Genomic DNA, 19,213 nt, shown 5'->3' with positions numbered 1-19,213 from the left:
GCGTTACCCAGTTGCGCCCTTTGGATGCTCTCCTTCGATGCGACGTAGAAAGAGTGGCGGGCGTGTAGCTTGCCATCTGATGTTAGAAACAGGCTGTGCGATCTGGCAAGAAAAACTGTCTCTGTGATACATCATATGGCGCGAATTGTGGTCAATTGCCGCATCTATCTATCGTTCAGTGCTCTGAAATTAAAGTATTTTCTTGGATCGGGCTTGCGGGAGCTCAGAAGCACCTTCAGAAATATCCGAATAATCCGCGCGATTATTTTGCCGAATCCATGGGGTGGGTTCCTGCTTTTGCATCCCTGTTTGCTGGGATAGCTTGCAGGAATGAGCAGCCATCCCCGATTCATTCACCTCCGCGTTCACACCGAATATTCTCTGCTGGAAGGTGCCGTGCGGCTGAAAAAGCTGCCGGGTCTTTGCGAGAAGATGGAAATGCCCGCCGTTGCGGTGACCGACACCAATTCCATGTTCTCGGCGCTGGAGTTCGCCGTGACCGCCAGCGGGGCGGGCATTCAGCCGATTATGGGCTGTCAAGTTGATCTGACCTACGTACAAGCACAGCCGGGTGAGAAGCCGAAGGCGCCTGCGCCCTTGGTTCTTCTGGCACAATCCGAGGTCGGTTATGAAAACCTGATGAAGCTCAGCTCGTGCCTTTACGTGGACAAGGGCGGGCAGTTGCCGCAGGTTACATTAGACGAATTGTCAAAGCACTCGGACGGCTTGATCTGCTTGACGGGTGGGCCGGATGGGCCGGTTGGGATGTTGTTGCAACAAGGCCAGCGCCCAGCGGCCGAGGCTCTGATGGATCGACTGGCCGCGATGTTCCCAGACAGGCTTTATGTCGAACTTCAGCGACACCCAGGTGAAGATGGTCAGCCCGAGGCAGAACGCCTGACCGAGCGCGGCCATGTCGAGATGGCTTATGCCAAGAACCTGCCGCTGGTCGCCACAAACGATGTCTATTTCTCGACCACGGACATGTACGAGGCGCATGACGCGCTGATCTGCATCGCCGAAGGTGCCTATGTTGACCAGCAGGAAGGCCGCCGCCGCCTGACCGCACAGCACTATTTCAAGTCGCAGCAAGAGATGGTGACCTTGTTTGCCGATCTGCCCGAGGCGATTGAAAACACGATTGAGATCGCCAAGCGCTGCGCGTTTATGGCCTATCGCCGCGATCCGATCCTGCCAAAATTTGCTGATGACGAAGTGGCAGAATTGCGCCGCATTGCGAATGAGGGCCTGCAGAAGCGTCTGGCGGTGATCCCGCATGCGGTGACACCGGAAGAATATCAAGAGCGTCTGGATTTCGAACTCGACATCATTGAAGGCATGGGGTTCCCCGGCTATTTCCTGATCGTTGCCGATTTTATCCAATGGGCAAAGGATGAAGACATCCCGGTTGGCCCGGGACGTGGCTCGGGTGCGGGCTCGCTGGTGGCCTATGCGCTGACGATTACCGACCTTGACCCACTACGTTATTCGCTGCTGTTCGAACGGTTCCTGAACCCCGAGCGGGTCTCGATGCCAGACTTTGATATCGATTTCTGCATGGACCGCCGCGAAGAGGTGATCCGCTATGTGCAGCAAAAATACGGGCGCGACAAAGTAGGTCAGATTATCACCTTCGGTGCACTCCTGTCGAAAGCTGCCGTGCGTGATATCGGGCGGGTCCTGCAAATGCCCTACGGGCAGGTGGATCGACTGTCCAAGATGATCCCGGTCGAAGGCGTTAAACCCGTTTCCATTGAAAAGGCATTGAAGGATGAACCGCGCCTACGGGAAGAGGCACGCAGCGAAGAAGTTGTCGACCGCCTTTTAACTTACGGCCAGCAGGTCGAAGGATTGCTGCGCAACGCCTCAACCCACGCGGCTGGTGTGGTGATTGGCGACCGTCCTTTGGATGCACTGGTGCCGATCTATCAGGATCCGCGCTCGGACATGCCCGCGACCCAGTTCAACATGAAATGGGTAGAACAGGCCGGTCTGGTGAAGTTCGACTTTCTCGGCCTGAAAACGCTGACCGTGATTCAGAACGCGATGGATCTGATCTTCAAATCCGGGCGTGATTTGCACATCGCTGCCGATGGCACGAAACTCTATGAACCCGCCGAAGGGGCCGAGAACCAGATCAACGCCATCCCGCTGGATGATGAGGCGACATACAAGCTCTATTCGGCGGCCAAGACCGTGGCGGTGTTCCAGGTGGAATCCTCGGGCATGATGGATGCGCTCAAACGCATGAAACCCACCTGTATTGAGGACATCGTGGCCCTTGTGGCGCTCTATCGTCCCGGCCCGATGGAGAACATCCCGACCTATTGCGAGGTCAAGAACGGGCTGCGGAAGATTGAATCCGTGCATCCTCTGATCGACCATATCCTTGAGGAAACCCAAGGCATCATCGTCTATCAGGAACAGGTGATGCAGATCGCGCAGGTCATGGCAGGGTACAGCCTAGGCGGTGCCGACCTGCTGCGCCGCGCTATGGGCAAGAAGATTAAAGAGGCGATGGATGCCGAACGCCCCAAATTCGAAAAGGGCGCAGGTGAGAATGGCGTGGATGCCAAGAAGGCCTCCGAGGTCTTCGACCTGCTGGAAAAGTTCGCCAACTACGGTTTCAACAAATCCCACGCTGCCGCCTATGCGGTCGTCAGCTACCAGACCGGTTGGCTGAAGGCCAACCATCCGGTCGAGTTCATGGCAGGCGTCATGAACTGCGATATCCATCTGACCGACAAGCTGGCTGTCTATTTTGAAGAGGTCCGAAAGGGGCTGGAACTGCCCTATGTGCCGCCCTGCGTGAACCGATCTCAGGCGACGTTTGACGTGGTGGAAGGGCATCTGGTCTATGCGCTGGGTGCGCTGAAAAACGTGGGTGTTGAGGCGATGAACCTCGTCGTCGATGGGCGCGCGGACAAGCCATTTGTGAACCTCTTCGATTTTGCTCGCCGTGTTGATCTGAAAAAAGTCGGCAAGCGTCCGCTAGAGATGCTGGCGCGTGCCGGTGCGTTCGATGAACTCGACAAGAACCGCCGTCGCGTGTTTGAAAGCCTGGACTCGCTGGTGCAATATTCAGCCGCCATCCACGATCAGAAAAACTCAAACCAGGTGTCGCTGTTTGGCGAGGCAGGAGATGACCTGCCCGAACCTCGGCTGTCACCCGCACCAGACTGGCTGCCCGCTGAGAGATTGAGCGAAGAATTCAAGGCCATCGGGTTCTATCTGTCCGGCCATCCGCTGGATGATTATATGCCTGCATTGAAGCGTAAACAGGTGCTGACACTAGATCAGGTGACCGAAAAGGCGCGCTCTGGTCCGTTTATTGCAAAGATGGCCGGTGTCGTCGCCGGACGGCAAGAGCGAAAGTCGGCGCGTGGCAATCGGTTCGCATTTGCTCAGCTCTCTGACCCCACCGGAGCATTCGAGGTCACGCTATTCTCAGAAACACTAGAGAAATCCCGAGAGTTTCTGGAAACCGGCGCGCAGGTGGTGCTGACCGCCGAAGCGACGATGGAGGCGGATCAGCTCAAGCTGTTGGGTCGGTCAGTTGGTCCGGTTGACGTGGTGGTCGCCGAGGCTGGGGCCACAGGCCTGCGTGTATTTGTGGAAGATTCAAAGGTTTTGCCAAGCATGGCGAAAGTGTTGGAAGACGCAGATAGCAACGCCAAAAGGGCTGCCAAAGGCCCAGTTTACGTCTGCCTGCTTGATCCCGGTTTGCCGGGCGAGGTCGAATTGGATCTGGGACGAAACTATGCGATCAATCCCCAGATCAAAGGTGCCCTCAAATCGCTTGAGGGAATCTCGGAGATCGAAGAAATCTGAGCTCGCACCGCGATGTTGCCTTAAGCGATGTGCCCAGCTAGGCTGACTGAATAACCTTAGGGGTCATTTCACAGGAGGGTTCCGAAATGACGAATTCAGGTATTGATTTCAGATCACTTAGCCTAGCGGTGGCATGTGCTTTGGCGTTGGCCACTGCCGTTCAAGCGGACGACAAGAAGAAAAATACTGTTACTGGCGCTCTGGTTGGTGCAGGCGTCGGTGCTTTAGTCGGAGACGGCAAGGGGGCCGCGGTCGGCGGTGTCGCCGGGGCGATTATCGGACATAATTGGAAGTGATCATGATGCTGAAAAATTCCATCAAATCCACCGCCTGTGCCGCGCTTTTTGTCCTTCCGACATTTGCTGTGGCTGACGATTCTGCAGAGCAATTGGTGCAGGATGCCTTGCCCGTGATGCACTATACATGCGCATCGATCGCTGAAGAGGCTGATGGCGACGAAGAATTTGTCGTGGCCGTAGTTGGAAAGATGACGGCCCTGTCGCTTTACAATCGTCAGATCAATATCGAGGATCATGCAGCCACTGACGAGGAAAAGGCGCAACTGCGCGAAGCCTTCATCGCAGCTCTGTCCGAGGGCTGTGCCGCCGACAAGAACGCCCTTCTGGGCGGGGTGGTCGACAATGCAGTGAAATCGACGCTGGGATTGTAAACGAGCGCTTAGTCTTGCTGGCGCTAAAGCCTGCCCACCGGGCATCGCACAAGGCCCCAGCCTTTGTCCATTTGGGCGTCTTTCAGGCCCGCGACGAGGTGGTCGGACAAAAAGAGAAGTTTCGGAACTTTTGGGTCCAGCCAGATTTCCGGTCCGCCCAACGCTTCAGGTATGATTACGAGTTTGTCTTCTTGGTTGCTTCTGGGAAGGTAGGTTCGACCGTAGCGATTGCTCAGTGGTGACCGAACATCCCCTTCCGGGCCCAACACATCGTAGTTGCCCATGGGCCGTTTGTTGCACACGTTCATAAAGTAGTGCCGCTCGGACGTGGTCAGATGGTTTTCGGTCGAATCCATCAACGTCAGCGGATGAAACGTTGTGTCCCCCAGATCGAACTGTTCCAGAACTGATTTGGCGGCTTCTGAAACCAGAGGATAGCCACCTCCGCTGATAAACGGCGCGGTGTAGTATTCGGTTTTGGAGTTGTAATACCACAACTGCCAATTTGCTCTTTGGTCAGCAGCTCACCGCGTTTCCAGCCCAGATCGGCTTCCCGAGACATTCGCTTGGACCACTCAACGTCCTCTGACGACTGCCTTTCGCGCCACTGGGGGGGGTATTCCTTTCGGATCACCGCTTCGATGACATTGATATTGTTAACCGTCGTGGCAATCCACACGATTTGCGCGTTGCTGTCTTCACTCGCCATCAGCTTGCCCTCAATAATGCGGCGGACGTTCGTCGCCGAACACAACGCCGCCTGAGCCTTCCTGCGCCCGTTCCGCCTCGCGCTGCAGCAACATCTCAACGCGGCGGGTCAGGCGGTCGATCTCGCTCTGTTGGTTAGTGACGACCGAGTTCAGCTCTTCAACCGTGCGGGTCAGATGGGCGATCTGTTCTTCCAGATGCTGCATGGGGCTCTCCTTATAGGCGCCTCATAGCGACCCTATGACCCCAATGCCAGTGAAACCCCGCCTTGCTCCGATGCGGGCCATGGGATAGACCGCGCGCGGAACACTAAATCCCAAGGACGCCCCACATGGCCAAGCCCAAGAAACAGCCCCGCCCCAAGGCCGTAACGCCGAAAGGGTTTCGTGACTATTTCGGCGAGGAAGTCACGCAGCGCACTGAAATGCTGCGGACGATTGCGGGTGTCTATCATCGTTACGGGTTCGATGCCTTGGAGAGCAGCGCGGTAGAGACCGTCGAAGCGCTGGGCAAGTTCCTTCCGGACGTAGATCGCCCAAACGAGGGCGTGTTTGCATGGCAGGAATTCGACGATGGCGGCAATGGGGACTGGATGGCCCTGCGCTATGACCTGACTGCGCCTTTGGCCCGCGTCTATGCGCAGCACCGCAACGATTTGCCGACGCCCTATCGTCGTTATGCGATGGGTCCGGTTTGGCGGAACGAGAAACCGGGGCCGGGGCGGTATCGTCAGTTTTATCAATGTGATGCGGATACGGTGGGCACGGCGTCGATGGCTGCCGATGCCGAGATTTGCGCGATGCTGTCGGACACGCTGGAAACCGTTGGCATCCCGCGCGGTGACTATCTTGTGCGCGTCAATAACCGCAAAGTTCTGAATGGTGTGCTTGAGGCGATGGGCCTCGGCGAAGACTTGGCCGCCCGCGATAATGTTCTGCGCACCATCGATAAGTTCGATAAGGTCGGGGAGGCCGGTGTGCGAGAGCTGCTGACCAAGGGCCGATTGGATGCCTCTGGGGCGTTCATTGATGGAGTTGGTCTCAGCGATGATCAGGCCGAACCTGTGATCGCGTTCCTGACCTCGAAAGCTACCGACACCGCTGGTACGCTGGCCAACCTGCGCGCCGCCGTGGGCGACAGCAAGATTGGCGCGGATGGCATTGCTGAGCTGGAACAGATCGGTGCCCTGCTGGATGCGGGTGGGTATGGATCGGACCGGATCGAGATTGATCCTTCGGTTGTCCGTGGCCTCGGCTACTACACTGGGCCGGTTTATGAAGCCGAACTGACCTTCGAGATATTCGACGAGAAAGGCCGCAAGCGGCAATTCGGGTCGGTCTCAGGCGGTGGTCGCTATGACGATCTGGTCAAGCGTTTTACCGGACAGGAAGTGCCCGCGACGGGTATTTCGATCGGTGTTGATCGTTTACTGGCCGCGCTCCGCGAAAAGGGTCGGATCGCAGCGCAAGCCACCGGTCCGGTGGTCGTCACCGTCATGGATCGGGATCGGATGGCCGACTATCAGGCCATGGTAACTGAGCTGCGCAATGCAGGTATCCGGGCCGAGGTATATCTGGGCAACCCCAAGAACTTTGGCAACCAACTGAAATACGCGGACAAGCGGAACTCTCCGATCGCTGTGATCGAAGGTGGTGACGAAAAAGACAAGGGGATTGTGCAAATTAAGGACCTGATTCTTGGCGCCAAGATTGCCGAAAGCGCCACGCTTGAGGAATGGAAAGAACGACCCAGCCAGTTTGAAGTGTTGCGCGGAGATCTGGTGGCCAAGGTGCGCGAAATTTTGGACAGTCAGGACTGACTCATGCCCAATCGTTCCCAGATACAGGCCCGCGCCGCAATGATGCGCATCCGGTTCGAGGCCGCGGGTGCGCATGTGGTGGACACGCCTCTGCTGCAGCCTGCGGGTACGCTGCTGGACCTCTACGGTGAAGATATCCGCGCGCGCGCCTATGTGACCTCGGATGCGCTGCGGGGTGAGCAGATGCTGCGCCCGGACTTCACCTTGCCAGTGGTGCAGATGCACATGTCCGAAGGGGCTGAACCTGCAAGATACACCTATTCCGGCGAAGTGTTCCGTCGTCAGGAACACGATCCGGACCGGGCCAATGAGTATATTCAGGTCGGCTACGAAGTTTTTGATCGCGAAGAACCCGCTGGGGCCGATGCCGAGGTTTTTTCGCTGTTTGCCCTGCAACTACGCGGGCTACCCTTGCGGGCAGCGACCGGTGATATCGGCATTCTGATCGCCGCTGTCGCGGGACTGAGGACAACTGACCGCCGCAAGGCCGCGCTGATGCGGCATCTCTGGCGGCCTCGCCGGTTCCGTGTTCTGCTGGACCGATACGCCGGGCGCAAAGCGGGCCTTGAGGGGCGCGATGCTCTGCTTGACGCAGCTGACCCATTGGCGATTGACGTGCCCATGATCGGTAAACGCCGCGCGCCCGAAATCCTCAACCGGATTGAAGCCCTACGCGAAGACCGCGCCGCGCCGCCGATCTCGGACAATGAACTGGCCGGTTTGGAGACACTGCTGAATGTGCGCGAAACCATGCCTTTTGCGCTTGAACAATTGCGCGACGTGGCGGTTGACCTGCCGCAGATCACGCCCGCGCTGGATCGTTTGGAAGCGCGTATCGCAGCCCTGCAGGCGCGGGGCGTGGACGTGAATACACTGGATTTTGAGGCGTCTTATGGCAGAACCTCGATGGAGTATTACGACGGTTTTGTATTCGGTTTTTACGCCGAAGGCCGCCCTGATCTGCCACCGGTCGCAACCGGTGGGCGCTATGATGCGCTGACCCGGCAATTGGGAGGTGGGGCCGAGATTCCGGCTATTGGCGGCGTGATCCGCCCGGACCTGATGCTCGAAATCGAGGAGGCCGCGCAATGAGCCTGAAACTGGGCGTGCCCTCGAAGGGCCGATTGATGGACAAGACCTTCGCGTGGTTTGAAAAGCGCGGCATCACCCTTTCGCGCAGCGGATCGGATCGGGAATATGCGGGCAAAGTTGAGGGGATTGATGGCGTCTCGCTGATCCTGCTATCCGCCGGAGAAATACCGCGCGAGCTTGCCGCTGGGCGCGTTCATCTGGGCGTGACCGGGATTGATCTAGTGCAAGAGAAACTGCCGCGGTGGGAACAGCAGGTCGAAGAGGTCGCCCCGCTTGGGTTCGGCAAGGCTGACTTGATCATCGCAACACCTGCCTGCTGGGTCGATGTGGATACGTTGGACGATCTGGACGCGGCAGCTGCGAGTTTCCGCAAGGTGCACGGGCACCGGCTGCGTATCGCCACCAAGTACCACCGTTTGGTTCGCGAATTTCTGACCGACGCGGGCGTGGCCGACTACACGCTGGTCGATAGTCAGGGCGCGACTGAGGGCACGGTGGTGAACGAAACCGCCGAGGCGATTGCTGATATTACGTCAACTGGCGAAACTCTGCGGGCCAACCACCTGAAAATCCTATCAGATGGGTTGATCTTGCAGTCGCAAGCGACTTTGTGGCGCAGCCGGGTGGCAATCTATAACACATCCGAGAAGACGATTCTGAACGACCTGCTGGATCGGTTGCGCTAAAGCACGCCGATATCCGCCAAGGCACGGTTCAGGTCGTCGGGTAGGGCATCGTCTTGCTCGCGTCCTCTGGGCAAGTCGGCCGGAGTATCCTCGGGTTTCAGATAGCGCCAGCCTTGGAACGGGCGTTTCAGAGCGTTCTGCGTGCGATGCACCTCGGGGTCGAGAACGATGGCACAGCGGCGGATTCCATCCTCACCGCGCACCTCGTCCAGCCGTAGAATCTTCTGACGGCATTGGACGACACCTTTGATCACCCAATAAATTGATCCGCCATTCAAAATCTCGGATTCACGCTTGGGCCACATGCGTGTGACATGGCGCGGGCATCCGTCCTCATAGAGAGGTTTTCGGCTGTCCTGCCATGCGATCAGCGTGTCGACGCTTTCTGATCCGACCGAAAGTTTGATGAGGTTTACGTACTTATCCACAGCTTTCCCACAGAGTCGTTCATCGACTATCTATCCATTGTAGCTCATGCGCGATTGTCATCAAGGTATTGTGGATGATAGTCTGAATACCTCTTTCAGCACAGGGAATCACCAATGAGCCGCTTTGCCGCCCCCATCGCCGAGCAGATCTGGGACATGAAATACCGCTTCAAACAGGCGGATGGCACACCCATCGATCAGACGGTCGAGGACAGTTGGCGGCGAATTGCACGTGATCTGGCGCGGGTGGAACAGGACCCGGCACGTTGGGAAGAAAAGTTCTACACCGCGCTTGAGGATTTCAAATACCTCCCTGCTGGTCGCATCACCGCTGGGGCGGGCACCGCACGTCAAGTGACTCTGTTCAACTGCTTTGTGATGGGCACGATCCCCGACAGCATGGGCGGTATCTTCGATATGCTGAAAGAGGCCGCTCTAACCATGCAGCAGGGTGGGGGGATCGGTTACGATTTCTCTACCATCCGCCCGCGCGGTGCAGATGTGAAAGGTGTTGCCGCCGACGCATCTGGCCCGCTGAGCTTTATGGATGTGTGGGACGCCATGTGTCGGACGATCATGTCCGCAGGCTCGCGCCGTGGGGCGATGATGGCGACCATGCGCTGTGACCACCCGGATATCGAACAGTTCATCACCGCCAAATCCGACCCGGCGCGGCTACGCATGTTCAACATGTCGGTTCTGGTGACCGATCCGTTCATGGAAGCGGTCAAAGCCGATGGCCCGTGGGATCTGGTGTTTGACGGTAAAGTCTATCACACCGTTCAGGCCCGTGATCTATGGAACAAGATCATGCAGGCGACCTATGACTATGCCGAGCCAGGTGTGATCTTCATCGACCGCATCAACACGGCCAACAACCTCAGTTACGTTGAGACGATTGCTGCGACCAATCCATGCGGCGAACAGCCGTTGCCACCTTATGGTGCTTGCCTGTTGGGCTCGATCAATCTGGCACGGTTGGTGGCCGAGCCCTTTGAGGATGCGGCGCATCTGGATGAGGACGCTTTGCAAGAGCTGGTCGCCACCGCCGTTCGTATGATGGATAACGTGGTCGACGCGTCGAAATTCCCACTGGTTGAACAAGAGGCGGAAGCGCAGGACAAACGCCGTATCGGGCTCGGCGTGACGGGTCTGGCGGATGCACTGCTGATGTTGGGCCTGCGCTATGGCTCGGACGAGGCGGCGCGTCAAACCGAGCGCTGGCTGCACGCGATTGCCCGCGCCGCGTATCTGGCGTCGGTGGACTTGGCAAAGGAGAAAGGCGCGTTTCCTTTGTTCGATGCTGAGAAATATTTGGCCAGTGGCACGATGCAACAGATGGATGACGATGTGCGCGATGCGGTCCGCGAACACGGCATCCGCAACGCTCTGCTGACGTCGATCGCGCCGACGGGGACGATCTCGCTTTATGCCGGGAACGTCTCATCAGGGATCGAGCCAGTCTTTGCTTATGCTTACACGCGCAAGGTGCTGCAGAAAGACGGTTCGCGCACTGAAGAAGAAGTAGTCGACTATGCCGTCCAGATGTGGCGCGATAAGTTCGGGGATACGGAGCTGCCCGACTATTTCGTTAACGCACAAACGCTGTCGCCGTCTGATCACGTCAAGATGCAGGCCGCGGCGCAGAAGTGGATCGACAGCTCGATTTCGAAGACCATCAACTGCCCCGAGGATATAAGCTTTGACGCCTTCAAGGATGTCTACATGCAGGCTTGGGATCAAGGCTGCAAAGGTTGTACGACCTATCGCCCCAACGATGTGACGGGGTCTGTTCTGACCGTGTCAGAGAGTACAGATACAGCACCAGGTGAAAGTGCCGCTGCGCCGCAGGAGGTTGATGGCGGCGAAGTCGTCTATATGTCAGAGCCGCTGGATCGTCCGCAATCTCTAGAAGGGTCGACGTACAAGCTGAAATGGCCCGACAGCGAACACGCGATCTATCTGACGATCAACGACATTGTCATCAGTGGTCGTCGTAGACCGTTCGAAGTATTCATCAATTCGAAGAACATGGAGCACTATGCCTGGACGCTGGCCCTGACGCGGATGATTTCCGCCGTTTTCCGGCGGGGCGGAGATGTTTCGTTTGTTGTAGAAGAACTGAAAGCCGTCTTTGATCCGCGCGGCGGGGCTTGGGTCAAGGGCAAGTACATCCCCTCAATTCTTGCTGCAATCGGTGGCGTGATCGAGCAGCATATGGTTGTAATCGGATTTCTCGAAGGTGAAGGAATGGGCCTAAAGTCGGACCCCCAGGCGCAAGTTGTCAATATCGACACTCCACGCGGCAAAGCATGCCCGTCCTGTGGTCAGTTCGACATGGTGATGATCGAAGGCTGCATGACCTGCAGAAGTTGCGGCCATTCGAAATGCGGTTAGATTCAGGGTACATAGCTGTGGTGTTTGGGTGGGCATAAATAGCCCATAGGGTTGATTTTTGCGCCCATTTGAACGGTCTTTAATGCCCACAGATTATTAAGGCTTTGAAATAAAATAAAAAGGACTCCTGTAGAGTTTTGAGACTGTTCTGCGTTGGGCGACCATCGATAACATTCGCGCTATTGACCAAAACCTGAAAATCTCAAGACTGTGGCCATGGAACCAAATCGTCTCATACGCGTCACACGCAAAAGCTGACCAGAATGTTGTACTTGCCCAGCAAAACCGCTCGGGCAGTTCCATGGCTATCGGATACCTAATTGATGAAAAACAAATCGCCTATCGAGGAGTCCCCTCAATACTCCGAATTGAACGCTCGATTTTCCCGTTTTCTCCTGGACTTCCGAAAGGAAAAACTCGCGCAGCAACTTGCTGGAGACGACAAAAACCGTGACGAGATTACTCGCGGAGACTTTCAATCATTCAAAGCGCGGATGACTGAGGGTTTAGAACTAACCGATTACGATCTAGATCGTATTCACCGCCGAGTATTGTCTGTACTTCTCCGCCCCGAAGCGGGCTCGGTGCTACAAGACGAATGAGGCCGGAAGGCGTGAAACTGGCGTGTAGACCGATCCGCTTTGACAATGATTCAGTCCTGAATCTCACTTGAGCATCTGCGGTCACTTCACTGTGCACTCTCCAGTGAAACAACAAACACGTTGTTCTAAGCTAGGACTCTTATGCAGGATCACGCAGGTTGACTTCCGTAAAGATCATCCTTCATTGCGTCACGTTTATGGCTGACTTCGAATAATTCGGGTTCTAGCGCGCAATGGAGCACCCGGTAAGCAAGCTGAATAACCGCTTAGTTGCGCACTCTCGACCTTGATGCGATCTGGACTGGCCCGATGACCGCAATCAGCCCAACCCGGACATTGCGATTTCTGTCCGCACTCCGGTAGCTTCTATTCATGACTGTTTTACCCAATCTCTCCGAGCATTACTCTGACCCAAAAACATATCCTCCCGGCGTGGCTTTCATGGACGGGCAGTATTTGCCGATTTCGGAAGCCAAGATTTCGGTGCTGGACTATGGGCTACTTCATTCCGACGCGACGTATGATGTCGTCCATGTTTGGAACGGAGCCTTCTTTCGACTCGAAAATCACCTTGATCGGTTCTTTGCAGGTTTGGAAAAGCTGCGTATGTCAATTGAGTATGACCGAGAACAGGTCATCGAGATACTGCACAACTGCGTCGCACTGTCAGGGTTAAAGAACTCCTACGTCGAGTTCGTTTGTACACGCGGCATGTCCCCAACATTCAGCCGGGATCCACGTGATGCCGTCAACCAATTCATTGTGTTCGCAATCCCGTTTGGATCGGTGGCTAATCCAGAGCAGATGAAGCATGGGCTACATGCAGCAATATCATCCTTGGTCCGCATTCCGCCTAATTCAGTCGATCCAACTGTGAAGAACTATCACTGGTTGGATCTGGTGAGAGGCCTCTATGAGGCTTACGCCGAGGCGCCGACACGGCGATCCTTGTCGATACAAATGGTAACGTGTCTGAAGGGCCCGGATTCAATATTTTTGCCGTCATCGACGGAAGAGTCCTAACACCAAAGGAGGTGTGCTTCTCGGGGTCACTCGTCAGACGGTCTTCGACATTTGCACGAACTTAGATATCGACTGCTCAGCCGTCGACATACCCCAAGACCAACTCCTCGGTGCAGATGAGGTTTTCATATCTTCCACTGCCGGTGGGATCATGCCAGTGACCAAAGTAAATGGCCAAAAAATCAGTTCCGGAACCCCCGGCCAAGTCACTAGTCAGATCACCAAGAGGTATTGGGACATGCACAACGAAAAGGACAAAAGGTTTGATATTAAATACCCAGATGACGAATAGCTGTCATTTGGTGAGTCATATTTATCGGTAGCATGTAGCTTTGGACCCAGTGACTCTGCTGGCTGCTTCTAACACAATTATCTGATCCAACCCGAAGCTGAGGTTATACGTAAGTTTTTTTCGAGTGCATTTGGATGAATTAACAGCCTGTATTCAGCTTGCAGTTTTTGGCAAATATCGATCCAACAGAGCATCGACCAACCCTTCTTGAAGCCGGTAGCCCGTTGCTTCGTCCACACGCAAAATGTCTTCAAGAATGATAAGTTGTTCCATGCCTGTCGTCATGGACAATCGCTTCGCCAGATCGTCAATTTCCTTGGGCTTCATCAATGGATGAACTGGTACAAGTGCTTCCGAAAAAGCCGCCACTCTTCTGGCGCCACGCATTTTGACCGTTCCATCCTCAAGTGATGCCTTGAGTGATTCAGCCAGAAACTGCCGGAAGTGCGCCTCATGAACTCGAGAAAAATCCAGATAATAGCGTGCCACGACATGTACACGCTTTCTGACGTCATCGAGTCCCTCGAGGAGTTCTAACGTTGGGGTGACATCAAGATCGAGCGTCGCATCCAAAGCCAAGACACTTGGGTCAGAAAAGTATCGATAGACGGTCGCGCGGCTGGTTTTGGCGCGCTCAGCGACTTTGGCGAGCGTCACCTCCTTGCCTTCCGACATCAGCTCACGTGCAGCAGAGAGAAGTGCTTCTCGCGTTCGATTGATTTGATTTGTACGAGGCGCCAATCTCGAGCCCTTTGTGATACACTTGTCTTATAAGTAGATATATGTATCATAAAGGCAGTATGTTTCAAGTAAAGGGAGTCGCAGTAATGACTGAACCTCGCCCGCGAATTTATCATCTTCTTGGGAACCTTCTGACCTTTCACGCCTTTCCCAGTGAGACCGGAGATCGTTGCACAATTGTTGAGATAAAGACGGCTCCGGGTGCCGGTGCACCGCCCAATCATCATGCTGGCGAAGACGAGAGCTTCTATGTGCTCGATGGTGAATTCGAGTTCCTTTTGAATGGGGAGACAGTCAACGTCAAAGGCGGTGACTTCGTCAAAGTCCCGGACGGCGCAGTGCACGCATTTACTTGTACCGGGGAACGGCCTGGCCGGTTACTTTGCATAAACGCCCCCGGCGCAATGCATGACACATTCTTTACTGAAGCTGGTGAGGCAATGCCTGAAGGCACAACTGACATTCCAGCGCCAGATGGACCGCCAGATATACCGGCGATCATGGCCGTAGCAGACCGAGTGGGAATGACGATCTTGGCGCCAGCGGAGGTTCCGAACTGACAAACGTGCTTAAAGTATGCCCGCCTGCAAACCGGCTCCTTTGCGTTCAAGGCTCTGCCGTACGCCCTACCTGGCAATGCTGGCTGTCTGAACGAAGCCAACAAAGCGTTCGTTCGCTACGCCTGCGCGAATGACCGCATAGACAGATTGAGGCCGCTTCGATCCTGCTTTTTTGAACAGCAAACTGGGATTGGCCAAGGGGAACCGTACAGAACGAATTGGCTAGGCGCCCATATCCAACGCCTTCATTAATTCGAAGACTTGGCTACGCATCCAGGCCGCCATCGGGGCGTTGTCTGAACGCTTGTGCCAGATGCCGATGATCAACGCTGGTTCAATATGCATCGGAGGTTCGAACACGTTAAGTCCGAATGTCTTGGCCACTTTCTTTGCAAGTTGCGCGGGTACAAGCGCGATGAGGTCGCTTTCGCTAACCGCACGGCAAACGCCACTAAAGACGGGCACTGTCATAGCTACTTGGCGCTGTTTTCCGACGCGATTAAGGGCAGCATCACCCATTGCAGCCAGATTCCCTTCTGGGGAAAACAAAACGTGGTGGAGTGCGCAGAACGTATCCATGTGCATCTGCGTCCCTTCCTTTAGCCCGGCAATCCTTGGATTTCCCTTGCGCGCGATAACGTGGAACGGCGAATGGAAGAGCGGCTCCCGATTGACCCAGTCCGGAAGTGCCAAATCCGGGATCAGCGCAATGTCAGCGTTGCGTCGTTCAAGACTGGCCACATAATCATTTGGAACCAGATCTACCAGCTGCGCTCGTAGATTGGGCGCTGACTTTTGAAGAAGATCACCCAAAGGTGGCATCAGGAGTTCCGCGAAGAAATCGCTGGCGGCGATCCGGAAAGTGCCTTCAGCGGTTCGCGGATCAAAAGTAGCTGGCGGCGCTAGAAAAGCTTCCAGACGTTCGAGTTCTTCGCGCAAACCGGATTCAATTCTGGACGCGTAATCGGTAGCGACCAAACGGTTTCCCTGCCGGACAAAAAGGGGGTCTTCCAAGGCATGACGAAGACGCGACAATGCACCGGAGACTGCGGATTGCGACATGGCGAGCTTGTCGGCCGCCTTTACGGTTGAGCCTTCACTGAAGAGGGCGTCCAACACGCGCAAAAGATTGAGGTCCAGTGTAGCGAAATTCATCTGGCCGATATCCTATATTAGATATTGCGGTTTGCCTGATAGGTTGGCCTTCGGATAAGTTTCTGTCAACGGAAGCGCTTTCGTTTCAATCCGATGCTAATGGAGAGAAACGATGAAGGACCTGGCCCAAATCGACGGAGCCATCGAATGGCTCGGCGTAAAATACAAAACCATCCTCGGCCCAGAACAGACAGGCGGCGCAATGTCCATCGTGGACAGCTGGTCCCCTGCGGGTAGCGGCCCTCCGCGCCATGTGCATCAAAACGAAGACGAAACCTTTGTAATCCTGACCGGCACATGCAGGTTCTGGTTGGAAGGCGAGGAGTTCACCGCAGGGGCCGGCGAAAGCGTATTCATCCCACGAGGCAAGGAACATACCTTCAAGGTAACAGACGACGAACCTTGCCGCCATCTCGTGATACTGACACCCAGCGGATTCGAAGGCTTCTTTTCCGACATGGCAGCCGGTCAGTGCCGCATTCCCGAGGACATGCCTGCTATTGAAGACAGCGCCAAGCGGCACAACATGACCTTCACTGGCCCGCCGTTGGATTGATACCATGACTGGCAAACACATCGTCTATCATATCCCCGTCTGTCCCTTCTCGCAGCGACTGGAAATCCTACTGGCGCTGCGCGGACTGACGGATGCCGTGGAATTTCGTGTAGTAGACATCACCAAGCCGCGCGACCCTGAATTGCTAGCCAAGACCCGAGGTACGACAGCCTTGCCCGTGCTGGAAACCAGCGACGGCCGTATATTGAAGGAAAGCCTCGTGATCCTGCGCTATCTTGATGAGGCTCTGCCGGGGGCACCTCTGCGCCGCAGTGATCCTACCGAACATGCCATTGAGTCGATGCTGATCGCCCGCGAAGGACCGTTCACAATCGCGGGCTATCTCTTTGTCATGAATCAGGATCAGACGCGCCGAGATGAGCATCTGAATAAACTCCTCGTGCTCTATCGAGACCTTGATGATTTCTTAGCTCATCATAATCCGACTGGCCCATTCCTGTTCGAGGACTTCGGTTTGGCAGAGGCTGTTTTTACCCCGATGTTCAAGCGGTTTTGGTTCCTTGACTACTACGAGGGGTTCAAACTACCCGTTGGCAAAGACTATGACCGGGTACGAGCGTGGCGTGATGCGTGCATAGCGCAACCAGAAACATCGCAGGTGACTGAAGAAGAGATCGTCAAACTCTACTACGACTACGCGCTCGGGGCCGGAAACGGCGCCCTACCTGACGGTCGCAGCGTTTCAAGTTTCACCTTCGAAACGCCTTGGCAATCGAGACCCATGCCCCCAAGGGAAAAGTATGCGGTTCCAGCCACCGACAAAGAGCTGGGACTTGTCGCCTGACCATGGAGTAAACAGCCCAAACCGGACCTTCATCGTCGGCCTTTGCAAACTCCGATATGCGGACAAACCTGCCCCTGTTCTGGCTCAGACGAATGGCAGGTTTGAGGTATTTATGGGTCTGATGATTGAACAGCGCTAAGCTTCGATCATGACCACAATCGTGTCGGCGTGGACACCATCAGCTTCAATGAAGTTCCTGATGGGCTTCATACAATGACCACTCTCCTGGCAAACCTTTGAGTGGTTGGTTTTCGATGAATGCAAGCTCGAGTTTGGAGCCAACGACCAGATCTTTCACTGTGCCTGAAACCCGTATCTGGCTCGGTAATGCAGTGTCCATAATTCGCGCTGCAATGTGAACTGCCAACCCCCCAATATCACCGCCACGTCGTTCACATTCTCCAGTGTGGATACCGGCCTTCACTTTTAACTTGGTCTTGGCCAAGTCAGAGTTTATTGCGTGAGCACATTGAATTGCACGGGTCGGTCCTGTGAAAGCGGTGATGAACCCATCCCCCGTAGTGTTGATTTCAGAACCATCGTAAATTTCCAGCTGTCGACGCACGATCTCATCATGTTGGTCTAACAAGGCACGCCATTGGTCATCACCCAAACTGGCGGCTAATTCTGTGGAACCTACGATATCTGTCATCAATATCGTCAGAAGCACCCGCTCGCTCGGAGTGACGGTTTTTTGCCCCGTCGCAAACTCTTCGATTTCGTTTATCACCCGGTCCTGATCTCCATACCAGACCAGGTGATCAACGCCGGGAACGAATTTCAAAACTGAATTGGGTATAAGGTCGGCCACAAATCGCGCCTCATCTTTTGGGTGCCAGACATCATTTTCGCGATTAACTATGAGCGTGGGAGCATCGATAAGTGGTAGGACTTCTCGAATGTCGAGCTCCGCGTTTAATCGGGTTATTAGCTCGGCAGTCTTTGGACTTGCTGAATTGCGCATGTAGCCGCCCCACCACTCACATGCCTCAGCATCTTTTGCCATACTTGGCGCGGCTTCATCGAGCCCAAATGCACTTCCCCAGTTTTCGCGGAGATAGCTGATCGTATTTTCGGTAGCCTGCAGTGTCGGCGCCCAAGGGTAGTCAGGTGCCCAACTACCTTTGGCTGATGTTCCACTCAGAATGACAGCTCGCGTGCGCTCTGGGTAAGTAGCTGCGAATAGTGCACTTATGTTGGCGCCTTCTGATACACCAAGTAATACTGCCTGATCTGAACCGATGGCATCGAGCACAGCGGTGATGTCCTCAATGCGTTGCTCCAGCGTCGGAAAGCCAACATTGCGCTCAGAAAGACCGGTCCCTCGCTTGTCGTAGAAAATTAATCGGCAAAACCGGCTGAGTTTGGACAGAAAATTCGCATAGTGCGAGCTTTGCCAAGCATATTCGATGTTGGTAAGCCAACCTTGGCTATACACGACATCTATAGGTCCATCGCCAATCACCTGGTACGCGATGGCAATGTCGTCTGCGAATGCGTACTGAGTTTGCGGTTGCTTCATTGTCCGATTAAATGGGCTCTCTGGGCTCATACCAACGTCCAAGCCCACCAGCTCAATTCATGCCAGACAAAACCAATCGGATCAACTTCCTGCTTACGCCGCCCTGCTTTGTCCGACTGATATCGGACCTTTGGTTCAGTTTGCAGCACCCGTAACTTTGGGCTCGGTGCGGTCGTTCGACGTTTCCGGTCAGGTTCACCAGCGCCCCCGACGTATCGAACGGCGGCTCGGCGGAGATAGTGTTGAAAAAGTCGACGTTGGAACTGCCGATGAGCGATGGCAAAAGCCGCTTGGGATGTTCCTCTCAGCCTGTTGGTTCTGGTTGC

The 19,213-nt window shown here is 55.2% G+C and carries 19 protein-coding genes and 1 pseudogene; 13 read left to right on the top strand and 7 right to left on the bottom strand.

What is annotated here, in order from left to right; translation table 11 throughout:
* Positions 1-330 precede the first annotated feature (330 nt).
* From dnaE to ACR0JR_RS19890, 3 genes are all read left to right on the top strand, one after another.
* Positions 331-3,831, top strand: a complete 3,501-nt coding sequence (gene dnaE, locus ACR0JR_RS19900) for a DNA polymerase III subunit alpha (protein WP_480457692.1) — start codon at positions 331-333, stop codon at positions 3,829-3,831.
* Positions 3,832-3,917: 86 nt separating this feature from the next.
* Complete coding sequence (locus tag ACR0JR_RS19895) at positions 3,918-4,127, top strand: YMGG-like glycine zipper-containing protein (protein ID WP_010443296.1); 210 nt, start codon at positions 3,918-3,920, stop codon at positions 4,125-4,127.
* Between the two features lie 2 nt (positions 4,128-4,129).
* On the top strand, positions 4,130-4,501 hold the full coding sequence (locus ACR0JR_RS19890; protein ID WP_010443295.1) for a hypothetical protein: 372 nt from the start codon (positions 4,130-4,132) through the stop codon (positions 4,499-4,501).
* A 23-nt stretch (positions 4,502-4,524) separates the two neighbouring features.
* Here ACR0JR_RS19890 and ACR0JR_RS19885 read toward each other — a convergent pair whose 3' ends face one another.
* The 3 genes from ACR0JR_RS19885 to ACR0JR_RS19875 are packed head-to-tail and all read right to left on the bottom strand — an operon-like array spanning position 4,525 to position 5,415.
* Positions 4,525-4,905 carry a hypothetical protein gene (locus ACR0JR_RS19885; RefSeq protein WP_480457753.1) on the bottom strand — a complete coding sequence of 127 codons (381 nt, stop codon included), beginning with the start codon at positions 4,903-4,905 and terminating at the stop codon, positions 4,525-4,527.
* Complete coding sequence (locus ACR0JR_RS19880) at positions 4,863-5,210, bottom strand: hypothetical protein (RefSeq protein WP_480457757.1); 348 nt, start codon at positions 5,208-5,210, stop codon at positions 4,863-4,865. Before ACR0JR_RS19880 ends, ACR0JR_RS19885 begins: the two co-directional genes overlap by 43 nt.
* Positions 5,211-5,220: 10 nt before the next feature.
* A complete protein-coding gene (locus ACR0JR_RS19875) occupies positions 5,221-5,415 on the bottom strand; it encodes a SlyX family protein (protein WP_010443294.1) in 195 nt (64 codons plus the stop codon).
* A 125-nt stretch (positions 5,416-5,540) separates the two neighbouring features.
* Here ACR0JR_RS19875 and hisS point away from each other — a divergent pair, with 125 nt between their 5' ends.
* From hisS to hisG, 3 genes are read left to right on the top strand one after another with little or no spacing between them, the layout of a single operon-like run.
* Positions 5,541-7,028 (top strand): histidine--tRNA ligase, encoded by a 1,488-nt coding sequence (gene hisS, locus ACR0JR_RS19870; RefSeq protein ID WP_480457690.1) that lies wholly within the window; start codon positions 5,541-5,543, stop codon positions 7,026-7,028.
* A 3-nt stretch (positions 7,029-7,031) separates the two neighbouring features.
* The gene (locus ACR0JR_RS19865) at positions 7,032-8,120 is read left to right on the top strand and encodes an ATP phosphoribosyltransferase regulatory subunit (protein ID WP_480457689.1); all 1,089 of its coding nucleotides are present in this window, start codon (positions 7,032-7,034) and stop codon (positions 8,118-8,120) included.
* Complete coding sequence (gene hisG, locus ACR0JR_RS19860) at positions 8,117-8,806, top strand: ATP phosphoribosyltransferase (protein ID WP_480457687.1); 690 nt, start codon at positions 8,117-8,119, stop codon at positions 8,804-8,806. Before ACR0JR_RS19865 ends, hisG begins: the two co-directional genes overlap by 4 nt.
* Here hisG and ACR0JR_RS19855 read toward each other — a convergent pair.
* Complete coding sequence (locus ACR0JR_RS19855; protein ID WP_170476677.1) at positions 8,803-9,234, bottom strand: DUF1489 domain-containing protein; 432 nt, start codon at positions 9,232-9,234, stop codon at positions 8,803-8,805. The two genes, hisG and ACR0JR_RS19855, sit on opposite strands and share 4 nt — an antisense overlap.
* A 114-nt stretch (positions 9,235-9,348) precedes the next feature.
* Here ACR0JR_RS19855 and ACR0JR_RS19850 point away from each other — a divergent pair, with 114 nt between their 5' ends.
* The 4 genes and pseudogenes from ACR0JR_RS19850 to ACR0JR_RS19835 all read left to right on the top strand — a co-directional run bounded on the left by ACR0JR_RS19850 (position 9,349) and on the right by ACR0JR_RS19835 (position 13,548).
* Positions 9,349-11,631 carry an adenosylcobalamin-dependent ribonucleoside-diphosphate reductase gene (locus tag ACR0JR_RS19850; RefSeq protein ID WP_480457685.1) on the top strand — a complete coding sequence of 761 codons (2,283 nt, stop codon included), beginning with the start codon at positions 9,349-9,351 and terminating at the stop codon, positions 11,629-11,631.
* Between the two features lie 323 nt (positions 11,632-11,954).
* Positions 11,955-12,233, top strand: coding sequence for a hypothetical protein (locus tag ACR0JR_RS19845; protein ID WP_170332125.1), 279 nt, complete (start codon positions 11,955-11,957; stop codon positions 12,231-12,233).
* A gap of 372 nt (positions 12,234-12,605) precedes the next feature.
* A complete protein-coding gene (locus ACR0JR_RS19840; RefSeq protein ID WP_480457683.1) occupies positions 12,606-13,256 on the top strand; it encodes an aminotransferase class IV in 651 nt (216 codons plus the stop codon).
* Positions 13,202-13,548: pseudogene (locus ACR0JR_RS19835) on the top strand (aminotransferase class IV). The gene ACR0JR_RS19840 and the pseudogene ACR0JR_RS19835 overlap by 55 nt, the downstream one beginning before the upstream one ends.
* Positions 13,549-13,701: 153 nt before the next feature.
* On the opposite strand, the gene ACR0JR_RS19830 reads toward ACR0JR_RS19835, so the two are convergent.
* Positions 13,702-14,289 (bottom strand): TetR/AcrR family transcriptional regulator, encoded by a 588-nt coding sequence (locus ACR0JR_RS19830; RefSeq protein WP_480457682.1) that lies wholly within the window; start codon positions 14,287-14,289, stop codon positions 13,702-13,704.
* Between the two features lie 86 nt (positions 14,290-14,375).
* Here ACR0JR_RS19830 and ACR0JR_RS19825 point away from each other — a divergent pair, with 86 nt between their 5' ends.
* Entirely contained in the window at positions 14,376-14,849 is a 474-nt protein-coding gene (locus ACR0JR_RS19825; protein ID WP_480457681.1) for a cupin domain-containing protein, read from the top strand.
* Positions 14,850-15,071: 222 nt separating this feature from the next.
* Here ACR0JR_RS19825 and ACR0JR_RS19820 read toward each other — a convergent pair whose 3' ends face one another.
* Positions 15,072-16,004 (bottom strand): LysR family transcriptional regulator, encoded by a 933-nt coding sequence (locus tag ACR0JR_RS19820; protein ID WP_480457680.1) that lies wholly within the window; start codon positions 16,002-16,004, stop codon positions 15,072-15,074.
* Positions 16,005-16,116: 112 nt separating this feature from the next.
* Between ACR0JR_RS19820 and ACR0JR_RS19815 the strand changes: the two genes are divergently transcribed.
* Both ACR0JR_RS19815 and ACR0JR_RS19810 read left to right on the top strand, forming a co-directional pair.
* Entirely contained in the window at positions 16,117-16,560 is a 444-nt protein-coding gene (locus ACR0JR_RS19815; RefSeq protein ID WP_480457679.1) for a cupin domain-containing protein, read from the top strand.
* A 4-nt stretch (positions 16,561-16,564) separates the two neighbouring features.
* Positions 16,565-17,365, top strand: a complete 801-nt coding sequence (locus tag ACR0JR_RS19810; protein ID WP_480457677.1) for a glutathione S-transferase family protein — start codon at positions 16,565-16,567, stop codon at positions 17,363-17,365.
* Positions 17,366-17,549: 184 nt separating this feature from the next.
* Here the strand turns inward: ACR0JR_RS19810 and ACR0JR_RS19805 are convergent, their stop codons facing one another.
* Positions 17,550-18,887 carry an adenylate/guanylate cyclase domain-containing protein gene (locus ACR0JR_RS19805; protein WP_480457676.1) on the bottom strand — a complete coding sequence of 446 codons (1,338 nt, stop codon included), beginning with the start codon at positions 18,885-18,887 and terminating at the stop codon, positions 17,550-17,552.
* Between the last annotated feature and the right edge of the window lie 326 nt (positions 18,888-19,213).

This window comes from Ruegeria sp. AA3 (assembly GCF_056542905.1).
Note: the sequence above shows the minus strand (reverse complement) of the source record. Positions and strands in the feature narration are given on the sequence as shown.

Coding starts and splice junctions, on each gene's coding strand:
- dnaE (WP_480457692.1), top strand. CDS start 331: ATGAGCAGCCATCCCCGATTCATTCACCTCCGCGTTCACACCGAATAT.
- ACR0JR_RS19895 (WP_010443296.1), top strand. CDS start 3,918: ATGACGAATTCAGGTATTGATTTCAGATCACTTAGCCTAGCGGTGGCA.
- ACR0JR_RS19890 (WP_010443295.1), top strand. CDS start 4,130: ATGATGCTGAAAAATTCCATCAAATCCACCGCCTGTGCCGCGCTTTTT.
- ACR0JR_RS19880 (WP_480457757.1), bottom strand. CDS start 5,210: ATGGCGAGTGAAGACAGCAACGCGCAAATCGTGTGGATTGCCACGACG.
- ACR0JR_RS19875 (WP_010443294.1), bottom strand. CDS start 5,415: ATGCAGCATCTGGAAGAACAGATCGCCCATCTGACCCGCACGGTTGAA.
- hisS (WP_480457690.1), top strand. CDS start 5,541: ATGGCCAAGCCCAAGAAACAGCCCCGCCCCAAGGCCGTAACGCCGAAA.
- ACR0JR_RS19865 (WP_480457689.1), top strand. CDS start 7,032: ATGCCCAATCGTTCCCAGATACAGGCCCGCGCCGCAATGATGCGCATC.
- hisG (WP_480457687.1), top strand. CDS start 8,117: ATGAGCCTGAAACTGGGCGTGCCCTCGAAGGGCCGATTGATGGACAAG.
- ACR0JR_RS19850 (WP_480457685.1), top strand. CDS start 9,349: ATGAGCCGCTTTGCCGCCCCCATCGCCGAGCAGATCTGGGACATGAAA.
- ACR0JR_RS19845 (WP_170332125.1), top strand. CDS start 11,955: ATGAAAAACAAATCGCCTATCGAGGAGTCCCCTCAATACTCCGAATTG.
- ACR0JR_RS19840 (WP_480457683.1), top strand. CDS start 12,606: ATGACTGTTTTACCCAATCTCTCCGAGCATTACTCTGACCCAAAAACA.
- ACR0JR_RS19825 (WP_480457681.1), top strand. CDS start 14,376: ATGACTGAACCTCGCCCGCGAATTTATCATCTTCTTGGGAACCTTCTG.
- ACR0JR_RS19820 (WP_480457680.1), bottom strand. CDS start 16,004: ATGAATTTCGCTACACTGGACCTCAATCTTTTGCGCGTGTTGGACGCC.
- ACR0JR_RS19815 (WP_480457679.1), top strand. CDS start 16,117: ATGAAGGACCTGGCCCAAATCGACGGAGCCATCGAATGGCTCGGCGTA.
- ACR0JR_RS19810 (WP_480457677.1), top strand. CDS start 16,565: ATGACTGGCAAACACATCGTCTATCATATCCCCGTCTGTCCCTTCTCG.
- ACR0JR_RS19805 (WP_480457676.1), bottom strand. CDS start 18,887: ATGAAGCAACCGCAAACTCAGTACGCATTCGCAGACGACATTGCCATC.